At 74.8% G+C, this 19,787-nt stretch carries 15 protein-coding genes and 2 pseudogenes; 5 read left to right on the top strand and 12 right to left on the bottom strand.

Translation table 11 applies throughout. The features are described 5' to 3' along the window. Both ABD437_RS37565 and ABD437_RS37570 read left to right on the top strand, forming a co-directional pair. Positions 1 to 1,548: pseudogene (locus tag ABD437_RS37565) on the top strand (hypothetical protein); the annotation flags it as partial. Further along, a complete protein-coding gene (locus ABD437_RS37570; RefSeq protein WP_344653750.1) occupies positions 1,545 to 2,519 on the top strand; it encodes a pentapeptide repeat-containing protein in 975 nt (324 codons plus the stop codon). The pseudogene ABD437_RS37565 and the gene ABD437_RS37570, both read left to right, overlap by 4 nt. Before the next feature lie 162 nt (positions 2,520 to 2,681). Here ABD437_RS37570 and ABD437_RS37575 read toward each other — a convergent pair whose 3' ends face one another. Beyond that, positions 2,682 to 3,842, bottom strand: a complete 1,161-nt coding sequence (locus ABD437_RS37575; protein ID WP_344653751.1) for a response regulator — start codon at positions 3,840 to 3,842, stop codon at positions 2,682 to 2,684. A 71-nt stretch (positions 3,843 to 3,913) separates the two neighbouring features. On the opposite strand from ABD437_RS37575, the gene ABD437_RS37580 reads away from it, so the two are divergent. Continuing rightward, on the top strand, positions 3,914 to 5,002 hold the full coding sequence (locus tag ABD437_RS37580; RefSeq protein WP_344653752.1) for an HDOD domain-containing protein: 1,089 nt from the start codon (positions 3,914 to 3,916) through the stop codon (positions 5,000 to 5,002). A gap of 88 nt (positions 5,003 to 5,090) precedes the next feature. Here the strand turns inward: ABD437_RS37580 and ABD437_RS37585 are convergent, their stop codons facing one another. From ABD437_RS37585 to ABD437_RS37595, 3 genes are all read right to left on the bottom strand, one after another. Further along, positions 5,091 to 5,720 carry a hypothetical protein gene (locus tag ABD437_RS37585; protein ID WP_344653753.1) on the bottom strand — a complete coding sequence of 210 codons (630 nt, stop codon included), beginning with the start codon at positions 5,718 to 5,720 and terminating at the stop codon, positions 5,091 to 5,093. Positions 5,721 to 5,805: 85 nt separating this feature from the next. Beyond that, a complete protein-coding gene (locus tag ABD437_RS37590; protein WP_344653754.1) occupies positions 5,806 to 6,729 on the bottom strand; it encodes a GlxA family transcriptional regulator in 924 nt (307 codons plus the stop codon). A 7-nt stretch (positions 6,730 to 6,736) separates the two neighbouring features. Then, on the bottom strand, positions 6,737 to 7,318 hold the full coding sequence (locus tag ABD437_RS37595; protein ID WP_344653755.1) for a cysteine hydrolase family protein: 582 nt from the start codon (positions 7,316 to 7,318) through the stop codon (positions 6,737 to 6,739). A gap of 187 nt (positions 7,319 to 7,505) precedes the next feature. Between ABD437_RS37595 and ABD437_RS37600 the strand changes: the two genes are divergently transcribed. Further along, positions 7,506 to 9,893 carry a HelD family protein gene (locus ABD437_RS37600; protein ID WP_344653756.1) on the top strand — a complete coding sequence of 796 codons (2,388 nt, stop codon included), beginning with the start codon at positions 7,506 to 7,508 and terminating at the stop codon, positions 9,891 to 9,893. Between the two features lie 981 nt (positions 9,894 to 10,874). On the opposite strand, the gene ABD437_RS37605 is transcribed toward ABD437_RS37600, so the two are convergent. After that, positions 10,875 to 12,092, bottom strand: a complete 1,218-nt coding sequence (locus ABD437_RS37605) for an EAL and HDOD domain-containing protein (protein ID WP_344653757.1) — start codon at positions 12,090 to 12,092, stop codon at positions 10,875 to 10,877. A 505-nt stretch (positions 12,093 to 12,597) separates the two neighbouring features. Here ABD437_RS37605 and ABD437_RS37610 point away from each other — a divergent pair. After that, positions 12,598 to 13,830: an acyl-CoA dehydrogenase family protein gene (locus ABD437_RS37610; protein ID WP_344653758.1), complete on the top strand. Its 1,233-nt coding sequence runs from the start codon at positions 12,598 to 12,600 to the stop codon at positions 13,828 to 13,830. A 75-nt stretch (positions 13,831 to 13,905) separates the two neighbouring features. Here the strand turns inward: ABD437_RS37610 and ABD437_RS37615 are convergent, their stop codons facing one another. From ABD437_RS37615 to ABD437_RS37645, 7 genes and pseudogenes are all read right to left on the bottom strand, one after another. Beyond that, positions 13,906 to 14,472 (bottom strand): GAF domain-containing protein, encoded by a 567-nt coding sequence (locus ABD437_RS37615; RefSeq protein ID WP_344653759.1) that lies wholly within the window; start codon positions 14,470 to 14,472, stop codon positions 13,906 to 13,908. A 2-nt stretch (positions 14,473 to 14,474) separates the two neighbouring features. Beyond that, entirely contained in the window at positions 14,475 to 15,068 is a 594-nt protein-coding gene (locus ABD437_RS37620) for a GTP-binding protein (RefSeq protein ID WP_344653760.1), read from the bottom strand. Further along, complete coding sequence (locus tag ABD437_RS37625) at positions 15,049 to 15,432, bottom strand: DUF742 domain-containing protein (RefSeq protein WP_344653761.1); 384 nt, start codon at positions 15,430 to 15,432, stop codon at positions 15,049 to 15,051. Before ABD437_RS37625 ends, ABD437_RS37620 begins: the two co-directional genes overlap by 20 nt. Next, complete coding sequence (locus tag ABD437_RS37630; protein WP_344653762.1) at positions 15,416 to 15,850, bottom strand: roadblock/LC7 domain-containing protein; 435 nt, start codon at positions 15,848 to 15,850, stop codon at positions 15,416 to 15,418. The genes ABD437_RS37625 and ABD437_RS37630 overlap by 17 nt, the downstream gene beginning before the upstream one ends. Positions 15,851 to 15,893: 43 nt before the next feature. Then, positions 15,894 to 17,801: an ATP-binding protein gene (locus ABD437_RS37635; protein WP_344653763.1), complete on the bottom strand. Its 1,908-nt coding sequence runs from the start codon at positions 17,799 to 17,801 to the stop codon at positions 15,894 to 15,896. Continuing rightward, a complete protein-coding gene (locus ABD437_RS37640) occupies positions 17,794 to 19,272 on the bottom strand; it encodes a hypothetical protein (RefSeq protein WP_344653764.1) in 1,479 nt (492 codons plus the stop codon). The genes ABD437_RS37635 and ABD437_RS37640 overlap by 8 nt, the downstream gene beginning before the upstream one ends. A 282-nt stretch (positions 19,273 to 19,554) precedes the next feature. Beyond that, positions 19,555 to 19,787 (bottom strand): annotated as a pseudogene (locus tag ABD437_RS37645) (AAA family ATPase); the annotation flags it as partial.

The raw sequence follows: 19,787 nt of genomic DNA on the forward strand, positions 1-19,787 counted from the left end.
GCGGGCGCCGTTGCGGACGGGGCCGCGGGCGCCGTTGCGGACGGGGCCGCGGGCGCCGTTGCGGACGGGGCCGCGGGCGCCGTTGCGGACGGGGCCGCGGCGGCCGGGCGGGAGACCGCGGGTGCATGGTTCGCGCGGGCCGCGGTGGGGGGCGGTGAGCCGGGTCTGCTGGCGGCCGTGTCGGGGCTCGAGCATCCGGCGAGCATGTTCGCGGCGGCGTGGCTGGGTGGGGGTGTCGCGTCCGACCGGCCGGGGTGGATGGCCGCGGCCGCGGCCCGGTTCGCGCAGCACCCCGATCCGTGGTGCCGGGCGGCGAGCCGGGTGCTGGCCGGGCACGCGGCCTGGGACGCCGGCGACGCCGCCCGGGCGCACGCCGCGTTCGCCGCCGCCCGGGCGTTGTTCAGCCCGCTCGGGGAACGGTGGGGGTTGCTGCTGGCCGCGTCCAGCATCGCGATGGTGACCGCGGCCGAGGACCCGGCGGCCGCGCTGGCCGCGCTGCGGGAGGCCGAGGGGTTGGCCGAGGAGCTCGACGGGCTGAGCGAGGTGCCGGAACTGCTCGTGCAGATCGGGACGCTCGCCGGCCGCCTCGGCGACCGGGAGGGCGCGGCGGAGGCGCTCGGGCGGGCCGAGGAGATCGCGGCACGCGGTGACGACCCGCTGCTGCGGGCCCGCATCGCCCACGCGCGCGGCGAGGTGGCGCGGTGGGGTGGCGACCTCGAGGCGGCGTCCGCGCTGCACCGTGTCGCGCTGGAGTTGCTGGCGTCGTCGGACTCCGTGGCCGGTGGGGGTGACCGGCCGGCGGCGGCGCGGTTCGCGGCGCAGTTGCATTCGTGTCTGGGGCGGGTCGAGGCGGAGCGGGGGTCGCCCGAGGCCGGGGGGTGGCACGGGCGGGCACTGGTGCTGTCGGCGCGGACGGGTGATGCTCCGCTGCGCGCCGACGTTCTGGAGCGGTTCGCCGCCTGGTGTGCTTCTCCGGCGGTCGGCGTCCGGGAGGCGGCCGCTGCTCGGGTGGATGCCGGGGGTGTCGCGGCGGGCGTCGCGGCGGGCGTCGCGGCGGGCGTCGCGGCGGGCGAGGAAGGGCGCGAGGTCGACGCTCGGGCCCGGCGGGGAGCGCGGGCGCTGGGGGCCGCGTGGGCGTTGCGTCATGGCGGCGCGGTGGGGCGCGGCCTGCCGGTGACGCTCGGGGCGCAGGACGGGCAGGTGACGCGGGTGGAGGAGCCCGTGCGGGGCGAAAAGGTGCCGGGCGAAAAGGTGCCGGGCGAAAACGCGCCGCGGGTAGGAGCACCGCGGGAAGGCGGGCGAGTAGCGCGGGAGGGCGCGCGGTTGGTGCGGGAGGGCGCGCGAGCGGCGGTCGCATCTCGGGAGGACGTGCCGGGGGAAGACCGGCGATGGGAGGGGGCGCCGTGGGATCGGGTGCCGCGGGGTGGGGTGCCGGAGACCGCGCACGCGTGGGAGGTGCTGCGGAGCGCCCTCGGGGTGGAGGCGTTCGCCACGGAATGGCGCGCCGGGTCGACGATGGCGGATCCGGAACGGACGCTGGGACAGTGACCACACCCCCGGCGACCACACCCCCGGCCGCGCTCCGCCCCGACTGCGCGAACTGCGCGGCGCTCTGCTGCGTGGCCCTGCCGTTCGCCCGGTCCGCGGACTTCGCCGTCGACAAGCCCGGCGGCCGGCCCTGCGCGAACCTCACCAGCGACGACCGCTGCGGCATCCACGCACGTCTGCGCACCTCGGGGTACACCGGCTGCACGGTGTTCGACTGCCTCGGAGCCGGGCAGCACGTCACCCAGCACACGTTCGGCGGGAGCTCGTGGCGGGACTCCCCCGACCTCGCCGTACGCATGTTCGAAACCTTCCCGGTGGTGCGGCGGCTGCACGAGCTGCGCTGGTACGTGGAGGAGGCGCTGGGGTTGCCCGCGGCGGCGGAGCTGCACGCCGAGCTGACGGGCGCCGCCGAGCGGCTCCGGGTGCTGGCGGACGGCTCGCCCGACGAGCTCCGCGCCTGCGACACCGACGCCCTCCGGGCCGAGCTCACTCCCCTGCTGCGCGCCGCGAGCACCCTCGCCCGCTCCGCCGCCCTCCGCTTCGCCGCCCTCGACGCCACCGCCCTCCGCCCCAGCGCACCGGTCCCGGCGCCGCGCCAGGGCACCGCCCCGACCGGGAGAAGGCGTGGCAAGGAGAAGCGGCGCGCGGGAGCCGGGCGGCGGAACGGTGGCGGCGGTGCCGAACGGGGGCCCGTCGAATGGGCCGGAGCGGATCGGATCGGGGCCCGGCTCGGCGGGGCCACACTGCGGGCAGCCAACCTCCGCGGCACCTACCTCATCGCCGCGGATCTGCGAGACGCGGACCTGCGCGACGCCGATCTCACCGGCGCCGACCTGCGCGACGCCGACCTGCGCGGAGCGGATCTCACCACCGCGCTGTTCCTCACCCCGTCCCAGCTGGCCGCCGCCCGCGGTAACCACACCACCCGGATCCCGGCCCACCTCCCACGCCCCGACCACTGGCGCCCCTGAGCCCTCGCGCGCCACTACCGCAGCCCCGCCCAGCGCCCGGCCAAGACCCCGGCCAAGACCCGCACCGCGTGCTGCTACCGCGCCCGGAACCTCCGCCGCGCGAGCACATCCCCAGATGCAGACACCGCGCCGCAGAAAGGGCCCCGCGCCGCACGGTCCGCCCTAGAGCGTCTCCTTGATCGGCGTCACGCGGAGAGGCTCCACGACCCCCACGTACGTCTTGAAGTTCTGCAACCGCACCCGCACCGTGTCGGTGACCCGGTCACCCTTGCGCACCAGGATGGCGCCGTTCGTGGCCTTCACGTCACGGACGAAACGCATGCCGACCTTCAGCTGGTTGATCGACACCGACACCGCGTCGGGAGCGGCGTCGCGTTCGAGGGCGGTCTTCAGCACCGCCTGGATCGCGTCGGTGCGGTACCGGCCGCCGCCGGTGAGGCGGGCCGCGCACTCGGGGGGCCACTCCCCGATGTCCTTGGCCGCCAGGAACTCGCAGGCGACCAGGAAGATCTGGCGCTGCAGTTCGGCCCGGTCGTCGGGGTCCGGGTTGCCGCGCGGCGGCGGCGCGGTCGCGTCGGCGGTCTGCTGGCCGATCCACTCCGCCACCCGTTCCAGCCGCGGGATACCCGCGAGCAGGCCGCACGCCACCGACGGGTGGGCCCGGTACATCGCCTTCTCCCCGGCGCTGCCCTCGATGCCGCCCTCGACCCGCTGCAGCACCTCGGCCGGGATCGACACCAACCCCAGCTGGGACAGGCGCGCGGCCATCCGCAGCTCCCAGCTGTGCGACTGCCCCAGCTGCCGGGCGGCACCGCCGACGAGTTCGCTGATCGTCGTGATCCGGCTGCCGGTCTCCGGGCTGGCCATGGCGAGGGCCTGCGCCAGCACCTTCACCGACTCCGACAGCGTCTTCTCCAGCAGGTCGGTGCCGGCCTTGCCCGCCTGGTACTGGCGCAGCGCGTCGTCGATGGCGGCCTGCAGGTCGCGGGGGCTGCACGGTTTGGCGATGAAGCGGAACAGCCGGCCGGTGTTGATCGCCGGGATCGTCGAGCGGACGTCGGCCTTGCCGGAGAGCAGGATCAGCACGGCCTCGGGCGCGATCTCCGACGCCGCGCGCAGGAAGTCCGCCCCGGTCATCTCGGGCATCATCATGTCCGACACGACCACCGCGAACGGATTCGAGCCGCCGCGGCCGTGTTCGAGCTTCTTGAGCGCGTCCGCGGGCTTGAGCACCGCCTCGACCTGGTATTTCGCGGACAGGGTGCGGCGGAGCCCGTCGAGCACACCCGGCTCGTCGTCCACCAAGAGGATCCGCTGCGCCACTGCGCCCCCAGTACGCCGTTTTGTCCCGGATAGCCTATTTTACCCAGTAACGCGGTCCACGGATAGGCGAGGTGGGAGTGACCGGCGTCCGGGTGCTGTTCGCCGACGACGAGCCGAACGCCCTGGCCGCACTCCGCCGCGTCCTGCGTACCGTCGCACCCGGCTGGGAACCGCGGTTCGCGCACACCACGCCCGACGCCCTCGCCCAGTTCCCCGTCGACGTGCTCGTCTGCGACCCCGGCCAGCCCCCGCTCGCCGGGCTGCTCGCCGCGCCCGGCCCGCACGCCCGCCTCGCGCTCTCCGCACGCACCGACCGCGACACCCTGCTGAGCGTGCTCGCCGACGCCCACCGCTTCCTCGTCAAGCCCTGCCCGGTCGAGGACCTGCTGGCCGCCGTCGACCAGGTCACCGCCGCCCGGGGCACCACGTCGTTCCTCGCCGACGCCCGCCTCCCCCGGCCCCCCACCGTCTACACCGACCTCGTCGCCGCCGGCCCCGACAGCGGCGCCGCCGACCTGGCCCGCATCGTCGAACGGGACGTCGCCACCGCCACCGACGTGCTCAAACTCGTCAACTCCGGCCTCTTCTGCCCGCCCAGCCACGTCGAGAGCCTCGAGGAGGCGGTCGTCCTGCTCGGCGTCGACACGCTCCAGGCCCTCGCGCTGGCCAGCGGCGCCTACCGCACCGACACGCCACTGCCCGCGGGCTTCGACCTCGCCGCGCTCGCCGCGCGCAGCATGCGTGTCGCCGCGCGGGCCCGGCGTCTCGCGTCGGCCGAACGCCTGGACCGCAGCGCGGGCAGCGCGGTCTTCCTCGCCGGCGTGCTCGCCGACATCGGGCTGCTCGCCCAGGTCAGCGCCCGCCCCGCCGGCTGGGCGGCGCTCCGGGCCGCGCCCGGCGACCCACACGCGCGCGCCGAGGCCGAACTCGCCGCGTTCGGGTGCACGTCCGCGCAGGCCAGCGCCTACCTGCTCGGGCTGTGGGGCTTCCCCGACGCGGTACTCGAACCCGTCGTCGCGCAGCCCGCGCACCCGCTCGCGTCCCCGGCCGCACAGCTGCTCGCGTACGCCCGCGGCGCACCGCCGGCCGAGAGCGAGTACCTCACCCCGGAACGCCGGGCCCGCTGGGACCGGGCGTGCGCGGACCTGGTCAGCGGTTGAGGTCCGTCGGCGGCGGCACGTCGGTGTATGGGCTTGTTATTTTCTTTACGCCGAGCGGCGGGCCACCGTGGGCGGGTGACCCCCGTGGTCAGGGTGAGCGGTCGAGCGGAACGTCGGGGCCGCTGGCCTCCAGGCCCGCGACGATCGGCGCGACCAGGCGGTCGAGGGCACGGGCGAGCACCACCACCGCCCGGTCGGCGTCCTGCTCGAAGCCCTCCACGGGGCCCTCCGGTGCCTCCGGCAGCCCGGTCAGCGGCAGCGGAGCCTCCACCAGCACGCTGGCCCGCAGGAACGGGCCGCGGGCGAGGTCCCGGTCGGTGGGCGTGACGAACTGCCCGAACGTGTTGGGCCAGCCGCGCCAGGCGCCCTCGCCCTCCTCGCGGGTGCGATCATCGCCGAACGGGCTGGTGGGAGGCGTCGCCGACGGCACCGGCGGGAGCGCACCCAGGTTCACCGGCGACGGCGCGACCAGCTGCACCCGGGCGATCAGCGTGCCGTCCCAGGAGTTGCGCGTCACCTCGGCCGAGAGCACCCGGCGGTGCCAGCGCACGTACGCCCGGGGGGCGGCCAGCGGTGGGGTGGCGATCCGCCAGGCCACCGCGGCGAACTCGACCGGCGCGATGTCCCCCCACGCGTCGGCGAACAGATCGTGGTGGAAGCGCACGAGCTGTGCGTAGCGGTCACGCGTTCCGCGGTCCAACCGGAACACGGTGGTCATAGGGGCGACCTCCACGCCGTAGTCACTCCGGAGGCATCCGGTCGGCTCCACAGTAGGCCGCCGCGGCCGCGACTGACGCCCGCCGCTACGCCCGGGCGCGCAGCCGGCGGAGCATCCGCGCGTCGGTGAAGCCGACCGTGCGGGCCGCGGCGTCGGCGGTACTCCCCTGCCCGATCAGGTGTTCGGCCCGTTCGACGCGCAGCAACTGCTGGTAGCGCAGCGGCGTGAGACCGGTCGCGCGGCCGAAGAGACGGGTGAGCGTACGGTCGCTCACACCGCCGGCGTCGGCGAGGGCGCGCAGCGGGAGCGGTTCGGCGAAACGGGCGTCGATCACGTCCTGGACGCGGTGCACGACGTCGGAGAGGTGGGCGCGGTGACGCAGCGACGCGCTCTCCTGGGGTTCCTCGCCGTTGCGCCGGGCGTAGACCACCATCTCGCGGGCCACCCGGGCCGCCGTCGCGGGGCCGTGCCAGCCGGCGACGAACCCGAGCGCCAGGTCGATGCCGCTGGCGATGCCGGCCGAGGTGGCGACGCGGTCGTCGAGGACGTAGAGCACGTCGGGCACGACGGTGGCCCGCGGGTGCCGTCGCGCGAGGTCACGCTGGATCTCGTGGTGGGTGGTGCAGCGCCGCCCGTCGAGCAGGCCGGCCCGCCCGAGCGCGTCGGCCCCCGAGCAGACGCTGGCGACCGTGCCGCCGGACGCGTGGTGCGTCCGCAGCCGGCCGAGCGCTCCCGGGCCGATCGCCGGGGTGATCCATCCCGCCGCGCCCGGCCGGTCGCCGTGGACGCGCCAGCCCGGCACGAGCACGAGGTCGTCGCGGGTGAGCGACGGCCAGTCGAGCTGCGCGCCCAGCGGCACGCCCTGGGCGCTCACGACGAGCGGCTGTTCGGCGACGTAGTGGAGCGTGACCGGGTGGCCGTGGCCGGACAGCGCCGAGAAGACCTGCGCCGGGCCCGCGAGGTCGAGCAGGTGCAGGCCCGGCACGAGGAAGAACACGATCCGGCGCACGATCCGGTCAGTTTGCCACGAGCTCGGCGGTGGACGCGATCCGCGCGAACCGTCCGGCCAGCGCGTACTCGGTGCGCTCGACGATCGCGTCGACGCCGAGCGTGCGCGGGTCCCCCAGCACCGTGGCGAGGTCACCGGGCGGGGCGTCGCGGTGCGCGATCGGGAACGTCGCGGTGGCGTCGGTGACGAACGTGACGTCGTAGCCGTAGTCGGCGGCCAGCCGGGCCGTCGTCTCGCAGCATTGTTCGGTCTGGATGCCGGTGACCACGAGGTGCCGCACGCCGGCCGCGGTGAGCAGTTGCTGCAGGTTGGTGGTGGTGAACGCGTTCCGTGACGTCTTGGTGAGGACCGGTTCGCCGGGCTCGGCGGCCAGCGGGCCGATCAGCCGCACGTGGCCGGACCCGGGGTCGAACGGTGTGCCGGTGCCCGGCTCGGCGTGCAGCACCCACACGACCAGGTCGCCGCGGGAGCGGGCCGCGGCGACGAGCGCGGCCACCCGCTCGACGATCGCCGGGTTGCTCACCGCGGCCCACAGGGGGCGCTGCCGGAACGATTCCTGGACGTCGAGGACGATCAGTGCACTGGTCATAGACTCATCCTGGGGGTGGGCCACGGCGTCCGAGAAGGCCCGATGATGCCCGGAAGCGGAACGATCCGGTCACCGCCGCGGGCGTCCGGGAGGAATTTCCGGGAACAACGAGACTGTTCTTCGACGTTGGAGCCGCGCACGATCCAGCGCACCACCGCATTGACCGGCGACACACGAGGGTGGACTTTTGTCTCTCGCGGACACTGGCACGACAGATCTCGACACCGAGCAGGACCGCCTGACCCGGCTCTACACCCGCCTGGACGAGCTGCGCGGCGCGACGCGCTCCCGGCTGGCCGAGGTGGCCGCACAGACCGGCGGCACCGCCCAGGCCCGCTCGGAGCGCGACTCGGCGTTCACCGAGTACGCCTCCCGGCTCTCCCGGTTCGACGCCGCCGAGCACGGGCTGTGCTTCGGGCGGCTGGACCTGAGCGACGGCGGGCGGCACTACATCGGCCGGGTGGGGCTGCCGTCCGAGGACGCCGACGCGGACCCGATGCTGCTGGACTGGCGCGCGCCGGCCGCCCGCCCGTTCTACGTGGCGACCAGCGCCGCGCCCGAAGGCGTCCACCGCCGCCGGCACATCGTCACCCGCGACCGGCGGGTCGTGTCGCTCGACGACGAGGTGCTCGACGGGGCGCCCGACGCCGGGCGCGAGCAGCTGTCCGGGGCGGCCGCGCTGCTGGCGGCGGTGAACAGCAGCCGCACCGGCCGTATGCACGACATCGTCGCGACGCTGCAGGCCGAACAGGACGCGATCATCCGCAGCGACCAGACCGGGGTGCTCGTCGTGCAGGGCGGGCCGGGCACCGGCAAGACCGCGGTGGCGTTGCACCGCGCCGCGTACCTGCTGTACCACTCCGGGCGCATCGCCAGCCGGGGCGTGCTCGTCGTCGGGCCGAACACGACGTTCCTGCGCTACATCGGGCAGGTGCTGCCGGGGCTCGGGGAGACCAGCGTGCTGCTCTCCACCGTCGGTGAGTTGTTCCCGGGGGTGGTGGCGAGCCGCTCCGAGCCGGCCGCGGCCGCGGCGGTGAAGGGACGGCCGGTGATGGCGCAGGTCGTCGCGCAGGCCGTGCGTAACCGCCAGGGGCCGCCCGGTGCGCCGTTCGACGTCCGCGTCGGCGACGACGTGGTGACGCTCGAGCCGGAGTTCTGGACGGCCGCCGCCGACCAGGCCCGCGAGACCCGGCGTCCGCACAACCGCGCCCGGTCGACGTTCGTGCGGCTGGTCGTCGACGAGGTCGCCCGGCAGCTGGCCGCGCAGGCCCAGGGGCTGGCCGACCGGCTCGAGGCGGAGTCGGCCGAGCTGCTCGGGGGCCTGGACCTCGACGGTGCGGCGCGCGGCGACCTGGAGCGGCTCGGCTTCTCCGACTCCGGCTCCGGCGCGGGCGAGGATCCGTACTCCGAGACCGCGTTGGATCTGCGGGCGATCGCGGCGAGCGACCCGCGGGTCGCGGCGGCCTGCGAGGCGCTGTGGCCGCGGCTGACCCCGCAGCGGCTGCTCTCCCAGCTCTTCCACGACCCGGAGCGCCTCGCGTCGGCCGCCGAGGGGCTGCTCACCGCCGAGGAGCAGGCGCTGCTGGTGCGCCCGGCCGGCATCGGGTCGCCCAGCGGGTGGACGGTCGCCGACGTGCCGCTGCTCGACGAGGCCGCCCAGCTGCTCGGCGAGGACGACCGGGCGGTGAAGGCCCGCGCGTCGCAGGCCCGCGACGAGGAGATCGCGTACGCGCAGGGTGTGCTCGACGTCGCCGCCGGGTCGCGCACCGAGGACAAGGAAGTGCTCACCGCGACCGACCTGATCGACGCCAGGCGGCTGGCCGAACGCAGCCGGGTGGCCGACCGGCGCACGGTCGCCGAACGCGCCGCGGTCGACCGCACCTGGACCTTCGGGCACGTGATCGTCGACGAGGCGCAGGAGCTCTCCCCAATGGCGTGGCGGGTGCTGATGCGCCGCTGCCCGACCCGCTCGATGACGCTGGTCGGGGACGTCGCGCAGACGTCCAGCCCCGGCGGCCTCGACTCGTGGGGCGAGGCGCTCGACCCGTTCGTCGGCGACCGCTGGCGGCTGACCCGGCTGTCGGTGAACTACCGCACCCCGGCCGAGATCATGGCGGTCACGGTGCCGCTGCTCGAGACGCTGGACGCGGACTCCGAGCCGCCCTCGGCCGTGCGCGAGGTGGGGGTCCCGCCGTGGGAGTGCGTCGCGGCGTCACCCGCCGAGGTGGCCGCGGTGGCCCGCGCGGAACGGGCCGGTCTGGACGCGGGGCGGGTGGCCGTGATCACCCCCGACGCCGAGGCCGCGGCGGTCGCGGCGGCGCTGCCGGAGGCGTCGTCCGGCGCGGATCCGGATCTGACCGCGCCGATGGTGGTGCTGGGGGCGACCCAGGCCAAGGGCCTGGAGTTCGACGTCGTGCTGGTGGTGGACCCGGTGGGGATGATCGAGGCGTCGCCACGGGGGCGCAATGATCTGTACGTGGCGTTGACGCGGGCGACGCAGCGTCTGGGGGTGTTGCACCGGGGCCGGTTGCCGGTGGAGTTGGAGGGTGGGTTGGTGGCTCGGTCGGAGCTCTGAGGGTTCGTTCGGGCATGGGTTCGGTGGCGCTCCCGGGCGGTCGGTGGCGCTCCCGGGCGATCGGTGGCGCTCCCGGGCGGGCTGAGGTGGTCCCTGGTGGCCAGAGGCGGCCCGGTGGAGCCCGGGCGAGCCGGAGGCGGGCCTGGGCAGCCCAAGTGATCCCGGGTAGCGCGTTGGTCGTGGGTGGGCCTGGGCTGCCAGGTGTGGCCGGAGACGGGCGTGTGGCCCCGAAGGATCCCGCGCCGAGCGCCGCGGGCGAGGGGCCCGCAAATGGGTGGGGAGGGTCCCACCGATGCAAGCGAATGAGGCGCCGCGGGCGGTGCGGTGCCCCGGGCGGCGGGGCACCGCAGCGGGCCGTGAAGGGGCACCGCCGCACGCTGAAGTGGCGCGCCGTCGCAGGCTGATGGGGTGGCGCAAGGGTGGGGCTTCGTATTCGGGCTGGGGGCGGGTGGGCTCGGGTCGGCCGCCGCGCGGCTGTCCAGCCCTCCGCCGGGCGCCTATCTCCCGGCCGCACGTTCGAAGCCGCCCCGCCACCTGCCCCGCAGAACCGCCCCGCAGAGCCGCCCGCGCCAGGCGCCCGGCTGCGCCCTCCGACAACGCCGCGCCGCAACGCCGCGCCGCGCCGCAACGCCGCGCCACGGGCCGCAACGGGACCGCTCCCCCGAGCCGCGCGGTCCCCCTCCGGCACGCCCCGGCACGGTCCGATCCTCGATCAAGCGGAGGACCCCTATCAGCGAAGCTGAGAAGCGGACCCGCTCCGGCCTGCCCGCGGCACCCCGAAAGGGACCACTTCCCGGCGGAACGAAGCGGACCCGCTCCGGCGCACCGGAGCGCGCCGGAAAGGGACCGCCTCCCAGCGGAACGAAGCGGACCCGCTTCGGCCTGCCCGCGGCACCCCGAAAGGGACCGCCTCCCAGCGAAACGAAGCGGACCCGCTCCGGCGCACCGGAGCGCACCGGATAGGGACCGCTGAGGAGAGCGTCAGGCGGCGGCCAGGAGGTGGTTGGTCCAGCGGAGGGCGTTGAACTGGGCGCGGACCAGGTCGGGTGGGGCCAGCACACCGGGGAGGCGATCGACGACGCCCTCGGCGTAGTGGACGGCGGTGCGCAGGACGGTGCCCAACGCGCCCTCTCCCCCCACCAACGCCGCGACCAACGACTCCGTCAGGGGCAACGCGGCCACCAGGGACGACACCGGGAGCCGGAGGATCTCGGCCAGGCCGGAGAGCAACCCGACGGTGAACGCGCTGTCCGGTGGGGCGTCGAAGGCGCCGGCGAGGTCGCGGCAGAACCTCGCCCGGCCGAGCACCACCGAGGCGGCGTGTTTGTCCAGGGCGGAGCCGCCGTCGGAGAGCAGCATGAGCGTCACCCAGCTCTGGATCCGGTCCAGGCCGAGCAGCATCACCGCCTCGCGCAGGGAGATGACGCGGGTGGTCTGGCCCGACGCGGCCGCGCCGGCGGCGTGCAGGAGGCGGTAGCTGACCGCCGGGTCCTGTTCGACCGCCGCGGTGACGTCGTCGATGTCGACGTCCTCCCGGCTCAGGGACGCGATCAACCGCAGCCGCCCGGTCGCGGTGGACGACAACCGGGGCCGCGACACGACGTCCGCCCGCGGGGAGGCCGACCCGGCCGGGAACAGTTCGAAGCCGAGCTCGGCGGCGCGCGCGGGGTCGGAGCCGGGCGCGGCGATCAGGTGGATCCCGGGGAACCGGGCCCACCGCGCCCGGAAACCCGCGCCGTCGTCCGGCACCGGCAGCGTCACGTACGAGACCAGGCCGAACAGGGGTTCGAGCAGCGGCCCCCACTCGCCGCCGCCCACGTCCACCGCGAGGGAGAAGCCCCGCCGGGCCAGCGTCGCCGCGCCGGCCAGCGCCGCGTCGTCGAGGACGAAGGGGTCGGCGAGCAGCAGCGCGGCCCGGCCGGGGGCGAACGGCACCGGTACGGCGCCGGTGAGGAAGTCGCGGTTGACGGTGACGAGGCAGCCCGCCGGTCCGACCAGGTCGTCGAGGCCGAACTCGGTGAACGCGGTGACGATCAGCTGGCTGAGCGCGGCCGTGCGGGCGGCGGTCGTCTCGGCGCCGTCGGCGGTGTCGCGGAACCGCAGCCGGTAGGCGACGACCTCGCCGTTCCGGTCGGACAGCGGCTCGCGGCCGACGTGGATGAGCGGCGGCGCCGAGGCGTCGGGGAACGGCTTCAGCATGCCCCCTCCACCCTTTACGCGACGATTGTCGGGATAATACTGAATCACCGGGCCCGTGCTCGGCAGCCGCCGAAATCCGCTCCGAGCCTCCAATGCGTCGCTGCCGCCCCAGCGGTCACAGAGACCGCAGGAGGCACGCGGCGACCCGGAAGTCCCGCGTCCGGGGATCGACCCGGCGTTACGGTAGGTAGCGGACAGGCCAACGAGACGGTTCCGGTGCATTCCGGGTGCCGGACCAGAACCGCCACCCTGCGGCATACACACCTTCCGCCCCGGTACGCCCGGGGGAAATCGGGAACCCACCCATCCGGGAATACCAGAAGTGACCCTCGAATGACCCCCTGCAACGGGTGCGCCCGGTCCCCACACACGCCAGGGTTGACTCCGGCGCCCCGCAACGACGGCGCGGTCACCGAGGACGCTCGAACCCCTGGCAGCAACTTCGTCGTCGATCCGGCACGCACCACGGTGCTTCCCGGGCGGCGACTCGCGACGGAGGCTGTGTATGGACGGCTATTTCGCCACCGACTCCCATGACCGGATCCGGCACGAGGTCCGGGCCTTCGCCGAGACCGAGGTCCGCCCCCGCGTCCCGACCATGGAAGCAGACCGCGGCGTCGCCCACGAGCTCTCCAGACTGATCGCCCGGCAGGGCTGGATCGGCGCGGCGATCGACTCCCGGTACGGCGGCATGGGCGCCGGCCACGTCGCGAAGACGATCATCATCGAGGAGCTCTCGCGGGTCAGCGGCGCGATGGGCGCGATGGCGCAGGCCTCCCAGCTCGGCGTCGCGAAGATCATCCACTTCGGCACGCCCGCGCAGAAGGACCGGTGGCTGCCCGCGGTGGCCGCCGGCGACTGCCTGCCGACGATCGCGGTCACCGAGACCACGTCCGGCAGCCACGTGCTCGGCATGGCCACGACCGCGCGCCGCGACGGCGACCACTACGTCCTCACCGGACGCAAGGCGTTCGTCGGCAACAGCCACGTCGGTGACCTGCACGGGGTCGTCGCGCGCACCGGTGACCGGGGTGGACGCAGCCTCAGCGCGTTCCTGGTGGAGGCCGACCGGCCCGGGTTCTCGCTCGCGCCGTACCGCCCGGCCGTCGGCCTGCCCGGGTTCAGCTTCGGCGAGCTGATCTTCGACGAGTGCCGCGTCCCGGTGACCAACCTGCTCGGTGCCGAGGGCGACGGGCTGGACGTGGCCTACTCGTCCAGCATCCTGGTGGGGCGGCCGAACCTCACCGCGGTGTCGCTGGGCATCCACGAGGCGCTGGTCGCCGAGACCGTCCGGTTCGCGCACCGGCAACGACGCTACGGCGCGCCGCTCGCCGACCTGCCGACCGTCCGCGACCAGATCGGACGCATGCAGTCGCAGCTGATGACCGCGCGCCTGGCCGCGTACCACGCCGCGCACCTGCTCGACCAGGGCATCGCCTGCGACGCGGAGCTGCAGAACGCGAAGCTGATCAACGCCGAGTACGCGCTGGACTCGGCGCGGCTCGCGGTGGAGATCCACGGCGCGCACGGGCTGTTCGGCGAGGACTCCCCGATCGCGCGCTACCAGCGCGACGCGTTCCACATCCTGCCGCCGGCGGGCACGTCGGCCGTGCAGCGGCTGCGGCTGGCCGAGTACGCGCTCGGCACGGTGAAGGGCGCGCCCTGGTCCACGCGGTTCGCCCCGGAGCCGGGTGAGGTCGTGCCGCTGCACGCCGAGCCCCTCATCGAAGCCGTCTGACCGGGGTATCGACGGGTTTCCGGGCCTACGGAGCCGGCGGAAGGCCCGGGAACCCGTCGATACCCCGGGAACCCGTCAGCGGCCGATCTCCCAGATGCGGGCCTCGATCTGCGCCACCGCGTCCTTGATCAGCTTCAACCCGGCCCGGCCCCAGGCCCGCCGGTCGGTGTCCACGATGCACGCCGTGCCGAGCACGATCCCGGTCCGCGGGTCGTGCACCACGTCCCCCAGGTAGGACCGGATGCCGATCAGGTCCACCACCTCGTTCGACTCGAACCGCGGGTGCGCGCACACGTCGTCGAGGACCAGGGCTTTTCCGCGGCCGACCACCTCCGGGCAGTAGCCGTGCTGCAGGTCCATCACCCGCGACACGCCGTCGCCGTCGGAGGCCGGCACCAGCTCCGCGGGTACGTGCAGCCCGGCGAAGAACTGGTGCCGGTCGGTGCGGAAGTTCACCATCGCGTACGGCGCGTAGTCGATGCCGGCCAGGCTCGCCCCGTCCTGCGCGAGCTTCGCCGCGAGCTCGTCGAACCCGTCGTCCGGGGTGTCGTAGAGCCCCAGCTCACGCAGCCGGGCGACGCGCTGGGGCGCGTTGGCGTCCTCGCGGGGCAGGTCGAGCCCGGTCTCGTCGTCGAAAGGCATGTTCAGCTCCCGTTCGTAGCGGCGGCCGTGGCCAGCGAGTGGCGCACGACCGCGATCAGCACATCGGTCACCGAGCGGGCCAGGCGCGCGTCGCAGTGCACGACCGGCACCCCCGGCCGCAGCGCCAGTGCCTCGGTGATCTCGTCCGGCGTGTAGCGGTACGCGCCGTCGAATTCGTTGACCGCGACGACGAAGGGCAGGTCGCGGTCGAGGAAGTACTCCACGGCCGGGAAACTGTCGGCCAGCCGCCGGGTGTCGATCAGGACGATCGCGCCGACCGCGCCCAGCGCCAGCTCGTCCCACATGAACCAGAACCGGTCCTGGCCCGGTGTCCCCCACAGGTACAGCTTCAGCTGCTGGGCGGGGAACGAGATCCGGCCGAAGTCCATCGCCACGGTCGTGGTGCTCTTGCCCTCGATGCCCTCGAGCCGGTCGAGGGCGGCGCTGGCCGTGGTGATCAGCGCCTCGGTGGTGACCGGCGTGATCTCGCTGACCGACTTGATCAGCGTCGTCTTGCCGACGCCGAAACCACCGGCCACCAGAACCTTGAGGGGGACGAAGGGAAACGACTCGTCGTCAGAGATTTTCGAGTCCATCGAGCAGTTTCTCCAGGAGGCGTTCGTGGGTGTGTCCACCGATGGCGGCCACGGGCGTCCGCAGCCGTACGGCACCCAGCCCGATGAGGTCAGAGATGAGGATCTTGGTCACCTGGACCGGCCGGCGCAGCGCCGCCGCGAGCTCGGCGACCGTCCGCGGCTCCCGCGCGCAGGCGTGCACGGCGTGCAGCTGGTCGGGGTCCAGATGGTGCTCCGGCACCGACCCGGTGGCCCGGACCAGGGCCATCAGGTCGACCGGCACGCTCGGGGTGGTGCGCCCGCCGGTGACGGCGTAGGGGCGCACCGCTTCGGTGTCGTCGTCCTCGACCCACGGCCGAGGACGACCCTCACCCGGCGAAGTCATCGATTCGATGGCTGCCCACCCGCTGCGCGGTGGCGAAGTAGTCGCCGACGCGCCGCGCGAGCAGCGTCATCTCGTAGCCGACGATGCCCGCGTCGGCGTGCGGCGCCGCCAGCACCGCGAGCAGCGTGTTGCGCCCGGCCGCGGCGACGAAGAACAGCAGGTCGTCCAGTTCGGCCACCACCTGCCGCACCACGCCGCCGTCGAAGTGGGCGCCGATGCCCAGCGCGAGGCTGTGGAAGCCCGACGTGATCGCGGCCAGCCGCTCGTTGTCCGCGACCGACATCCCGGTGTTGGCGTAGGTGGAGATCCCGTCGACGCTCACGGCGATCGCCGTCCGCACGTCCGGGGTGTCGCGGGTGAACTCGTCCAGGAGCCAGGTCAGGTTCGCAGGGGCGGGGGTGGAGTACATCTCGGTCATCGCGGAGCACTTTCTCGAAGGGTGACGAACGCGCCGGCGGTACTCAGTTGCCGTTCGGCGGTTCCTCGACGTCGGCCCGCTCGCGTCCGCGCTGGTAGGACGCGAACAGGCCCGGGTTGTGCGCGCCGGGCTCCGGCCCCTCGGCGCGCTCGGGGGTGCCCCGTAGTTCCGGTGCCATGTGCTGGCCGTCGCGGCGCGGCAGCGGGGGCCGCGTCGGGTCGGGGCCGCGGTCGCCCGGCGGGGTCACCGACGCGGTGCCGCGGGACGCTCCCGGCCGGCCGCGGTCGACGTCGCCGAACGCGGCTCTCCCCAGCTCGGCCAGGCGCTGCCGGTCGGCCTCGGTGAGGCCGATCCCCCCGGTGTTCTCCCGTTCCGGGCGCGGCGCGGGAGCCTCCACCGGGTTCGGCCCGGTGGGAACGAACGGACTCAACCACGACCCGGACGACGCCGAGCCGCCCGCCGGCGCGGTGGGCGAGGTCGCCGGGGCCGGCGAGTAGTCGCCGGGCACCGCCACCGGGGCCACCGGGGCGTCGACGGGCGTGGCCGCCGCGGCCACCGGCACCGGCGCGGCGGGCAGGGCCGACGGGCCGAGGTCCGTCCGGCGCAGCGGCTCCTCGGCCAGCAGCTTCGCGGGCAGCACCACCAGGGCCCGGTTGCCGCCGCGCTCGTTGCGCTCGAGCCGCACCCGGATCTGGTAGCGGCGCGCGATCGCGGCCACCACGATCAGGCCGATCCGCCCGTCCTTGAGCTGCTCACCGACGTCCAGTCGTTCGGGCGAGGTGAGCAGCTGGTTCATCCGCTGGCGCACGTCCGCCGGCATGACCAGCCCGAGGTCGTCAATCTCGATCGACAGCCCGTCGGGCACCAGGTCGACCTGGACCTGCACCCGCGAGTCCGGCGGGGAGAACACGGTGGCGTTCTCGATCAGCTCGGCGATCAGGTGGATGACCTCGGTGACCGCGTGCCCGGTCACCATGCCCTGCACCGGGCGCAGCACCTTGACCCGGCCGTAGTGCTCGATCTCGGCGATCGCCTGGCGCAGCACCGTGTAGACCGGCACCGGCTTGCGGATCTGACGCGCGGTCGCGCCGCCGAGCACCGCGATGCTCTCGGCCTGCCGCCGCGCCCGGGTCACCAGGTGGTCGAGCTGGAACAGCGCGTTGAGCATGTCCGGGTCCTCGACCTGGTTCTCCAGCGCGTCGAGTTCCTTGATCGCGCGGTGGATCAGCGGCTGCAGCCGCCGCGCGAGCGTGATCAGCACGCCGACCGGCTGGTGCGACGCGGTGAGCGTCGCGACCCCGAACGACGCGGTGAGCACGTCCTGCACGCCGGTGCGCAGCTCGGCCAGCGAGGCCGGCCAGCCCTCGGACGACACCGTGGGAGGCTCGGCGTCGGGCGCCTGGCCGTCGCGGATCGCGTCGGCGACCCGGACCAGCTCCCGCACCGACTCCGCGAGCGCGGCGTTGAGCTGGGCGACCGCGGCCGCGGTACCGCGCTGGTGTTCCTCCATCGCGGTGCGGTTGGTGGTGTCGCGCCACTGGGCCTCCCACGCCGCCCGCTCGGCGGTGGCGCGGGCGGCGCGCTCGGCGCTGAGCTGCGCGCCGATCGGGCGCACCGCCGCGTTGACGCCGAGCAGCGCGGCCAGGAGCACCAGGAGCCAGCCGGCGGCGGCACCCACCGCGACCCAGATCGACGGCTCCAGCGCGGCCGAGACGACCGCGGCACCGGCCCCGATCAGCGCGACGACGACGAGCGCGAGCACGACCGTCCACCAGAGCCGGGCCCGCAGCCCGCCCGGACTGCTCGTGGCCTCGTGCACACCGCCCGGCGGGTGCGGCGTGGTGTCCCGGGCGGGCGGGGTGTCCGGCCGGCGGGCTTCGGAGAACGTCGGCGCGTCCCCGGCGCCCACATCGGCCGGGGTGTCGCGATGGGCGGAGGAGGGGTCATACATCGGGGTCCAGCTTTCCGAGGAAGGCCAGGACACGGTCGGCCTGGCTCAGCGTCAGGAGGCGGCTGCGGGGCCGCAGCATGTCGGCGAGCCCGTACTCGCTCAGTTCACGGGCCCGCCGGATGGCCCAGGGCCAGTCCAGGTCCAGGTAGTCCACCAGCGCGCGCAGCCGGGCCACCGGGGTGGTGCCGGTGGCGACGGTGTGCGCGCGGGCGTGATCGACGGCGTCCGCGTAGGTACGCAGCGCCGCTTTGCGGTCGGTGACGTCGACCTGGCAGACGTCGGGGGTGCGCAGCCAGTTGCCGACGACCGCGCGCCGGCCCGGAACCAGCGTGAACTCGTCGACCTGGCTGTACTCCGGCTCGGTGCAGACCCACGTCGGAACGCCGTGGGACTCGGTGAGCGCGATCGAGGCGAACAGCAGGAGCCGTTCGAAGCCGGGGCTGTCCTTCACCGCGGCCTCGGGCAGGCAGTGCGCCGCGACCGCCCGGCCCCCGGTGCGCCGCAGCCCTTCGGCGAGGACGCCGTGCCGGAAGAACAGCCGCGCGGCCGACTCCTCGCCGCGGCACTCCCGGTGCCAGAACGCCAGCGTGTCCGGGTCCGCGGGCAGCCGGCGCGCGGTGTGGCGCGCGCAGTGCCGCGACCCCAGCCAGGTCGCGCCCACCGACGACAGGCCCGGCAACGCCGCCCTGGCCACCGCGGTGAGCGGCCGGGCGAGCTGGGCGTCCAGGTCGGCGGCACCGGCACGCAGCGCCGCGTCGTCGGCGCAGAGCCCCTCGTCCAGGTTGGTCAGGGCCCAGGTGAGGCCGTAGGTGAGGTCGTCGAGGCGGTACGCGGCCGGGATCGGCAGCGCGTCGCCGGGCCGGTCGAGCGTCAGCTGGCGCCGGACGTGCGCGGCGTCGGTCGCGTACAGCCCGGTGCCGGCCGGGGCGTGCAACGCGGCCAGCACCAGCGCCGGGCGTAACGGGCGGGTGAACGAGCGCAGGTGCGCGTGGTCCTCGCCGCCGATGCCGACCAGGTCGTCGGTGAGCGCGATCCCCTGGTAGGCCTGCACGGCGATCGCGGTGCCGTCGAAGAGGCCCAGCCCGTCCATCCGCCAGGACCCGTCCACCCCGGCCGCCGGCGACGTCGGGAACAGCAGCGAGTTGCCCCAGCGGGCGTCCAGGGCGAGTGCGGCGGCCCGCTCGCTGAGCCCCAGCGGGCGCGGGAGCACGACGTCGTGGCTGGGCGCCGGGCGGAACAGCAGTTCGGTCTCGACGCCGAGCATCTCCTCGAGCACCACCCCGGCGAGGCTGCGCGGGTCCCGTTCGCCGGAGAGCCACCGCTTGAACGTCGCCTGGGAGATGCTCATCGGCGCGGCGGCCGTGCGCTCGGCGACGCGGCGCGCGGCGTCGCCGAAATGCATCTCGAACACCGGCCAGCTCGCCCAGCCGCGCTGGTCGAGCACCGCGCGGAGCAAGGTGCGCTCAGCCATCGCCGGGTGGCTTTCCGGCACGCGTCGCTGCACGTCGTCGACTCATGAGCCCCTTCGAGGTCACGACGGTTCGTCAGTGCGGAGCAGGGGACGGTCGAGACACCCGGCGTGCCATCCACCACAGTGGAATATACGGAAACCACAGGGGTGTGCGTACGCCCTGTTCAGTAGCTCAAGTCACATCATGAAGATTTGGTCACTCACCGCGACCGACCCACTCCGGAACGCGAAACAGCCCCCACGCGGCGGTGCGTGGGGGCTGTAGCCTGCGGGATCGGAGGTCTAGCGGCGCGGGGCCTCGCGCCAGGCCGCGGCGTCGGGGTCGGTGCGCTGGGGCCACGCGCCCGGCGGCGGCGCCTGGCCGTAGCTCTGGAAGTGCCCCTGCGCCGGGCGACCGTCGGGCTGGTACCGGCCGGCGGGCGCGCCCGGGGCGGGCACCCGGTTCGGCGAGCCGGACGCGGCCGGGCCGGACGCCGCCGGGCCGCCCGCGCGCGGGTTCGGCGCCGGGGCCGGGC

This window comes from Cryptosporangium japonicum, from assembly GCF_039524755.1.
GTDB classification, from domain to species: domain Bacteria; phylum Actinomycetota; class Actinomycetes; order Mycobacteriales; family Cryptosporangiaceae; genus Cryptosporangium; species Cryptosporangium japonicum.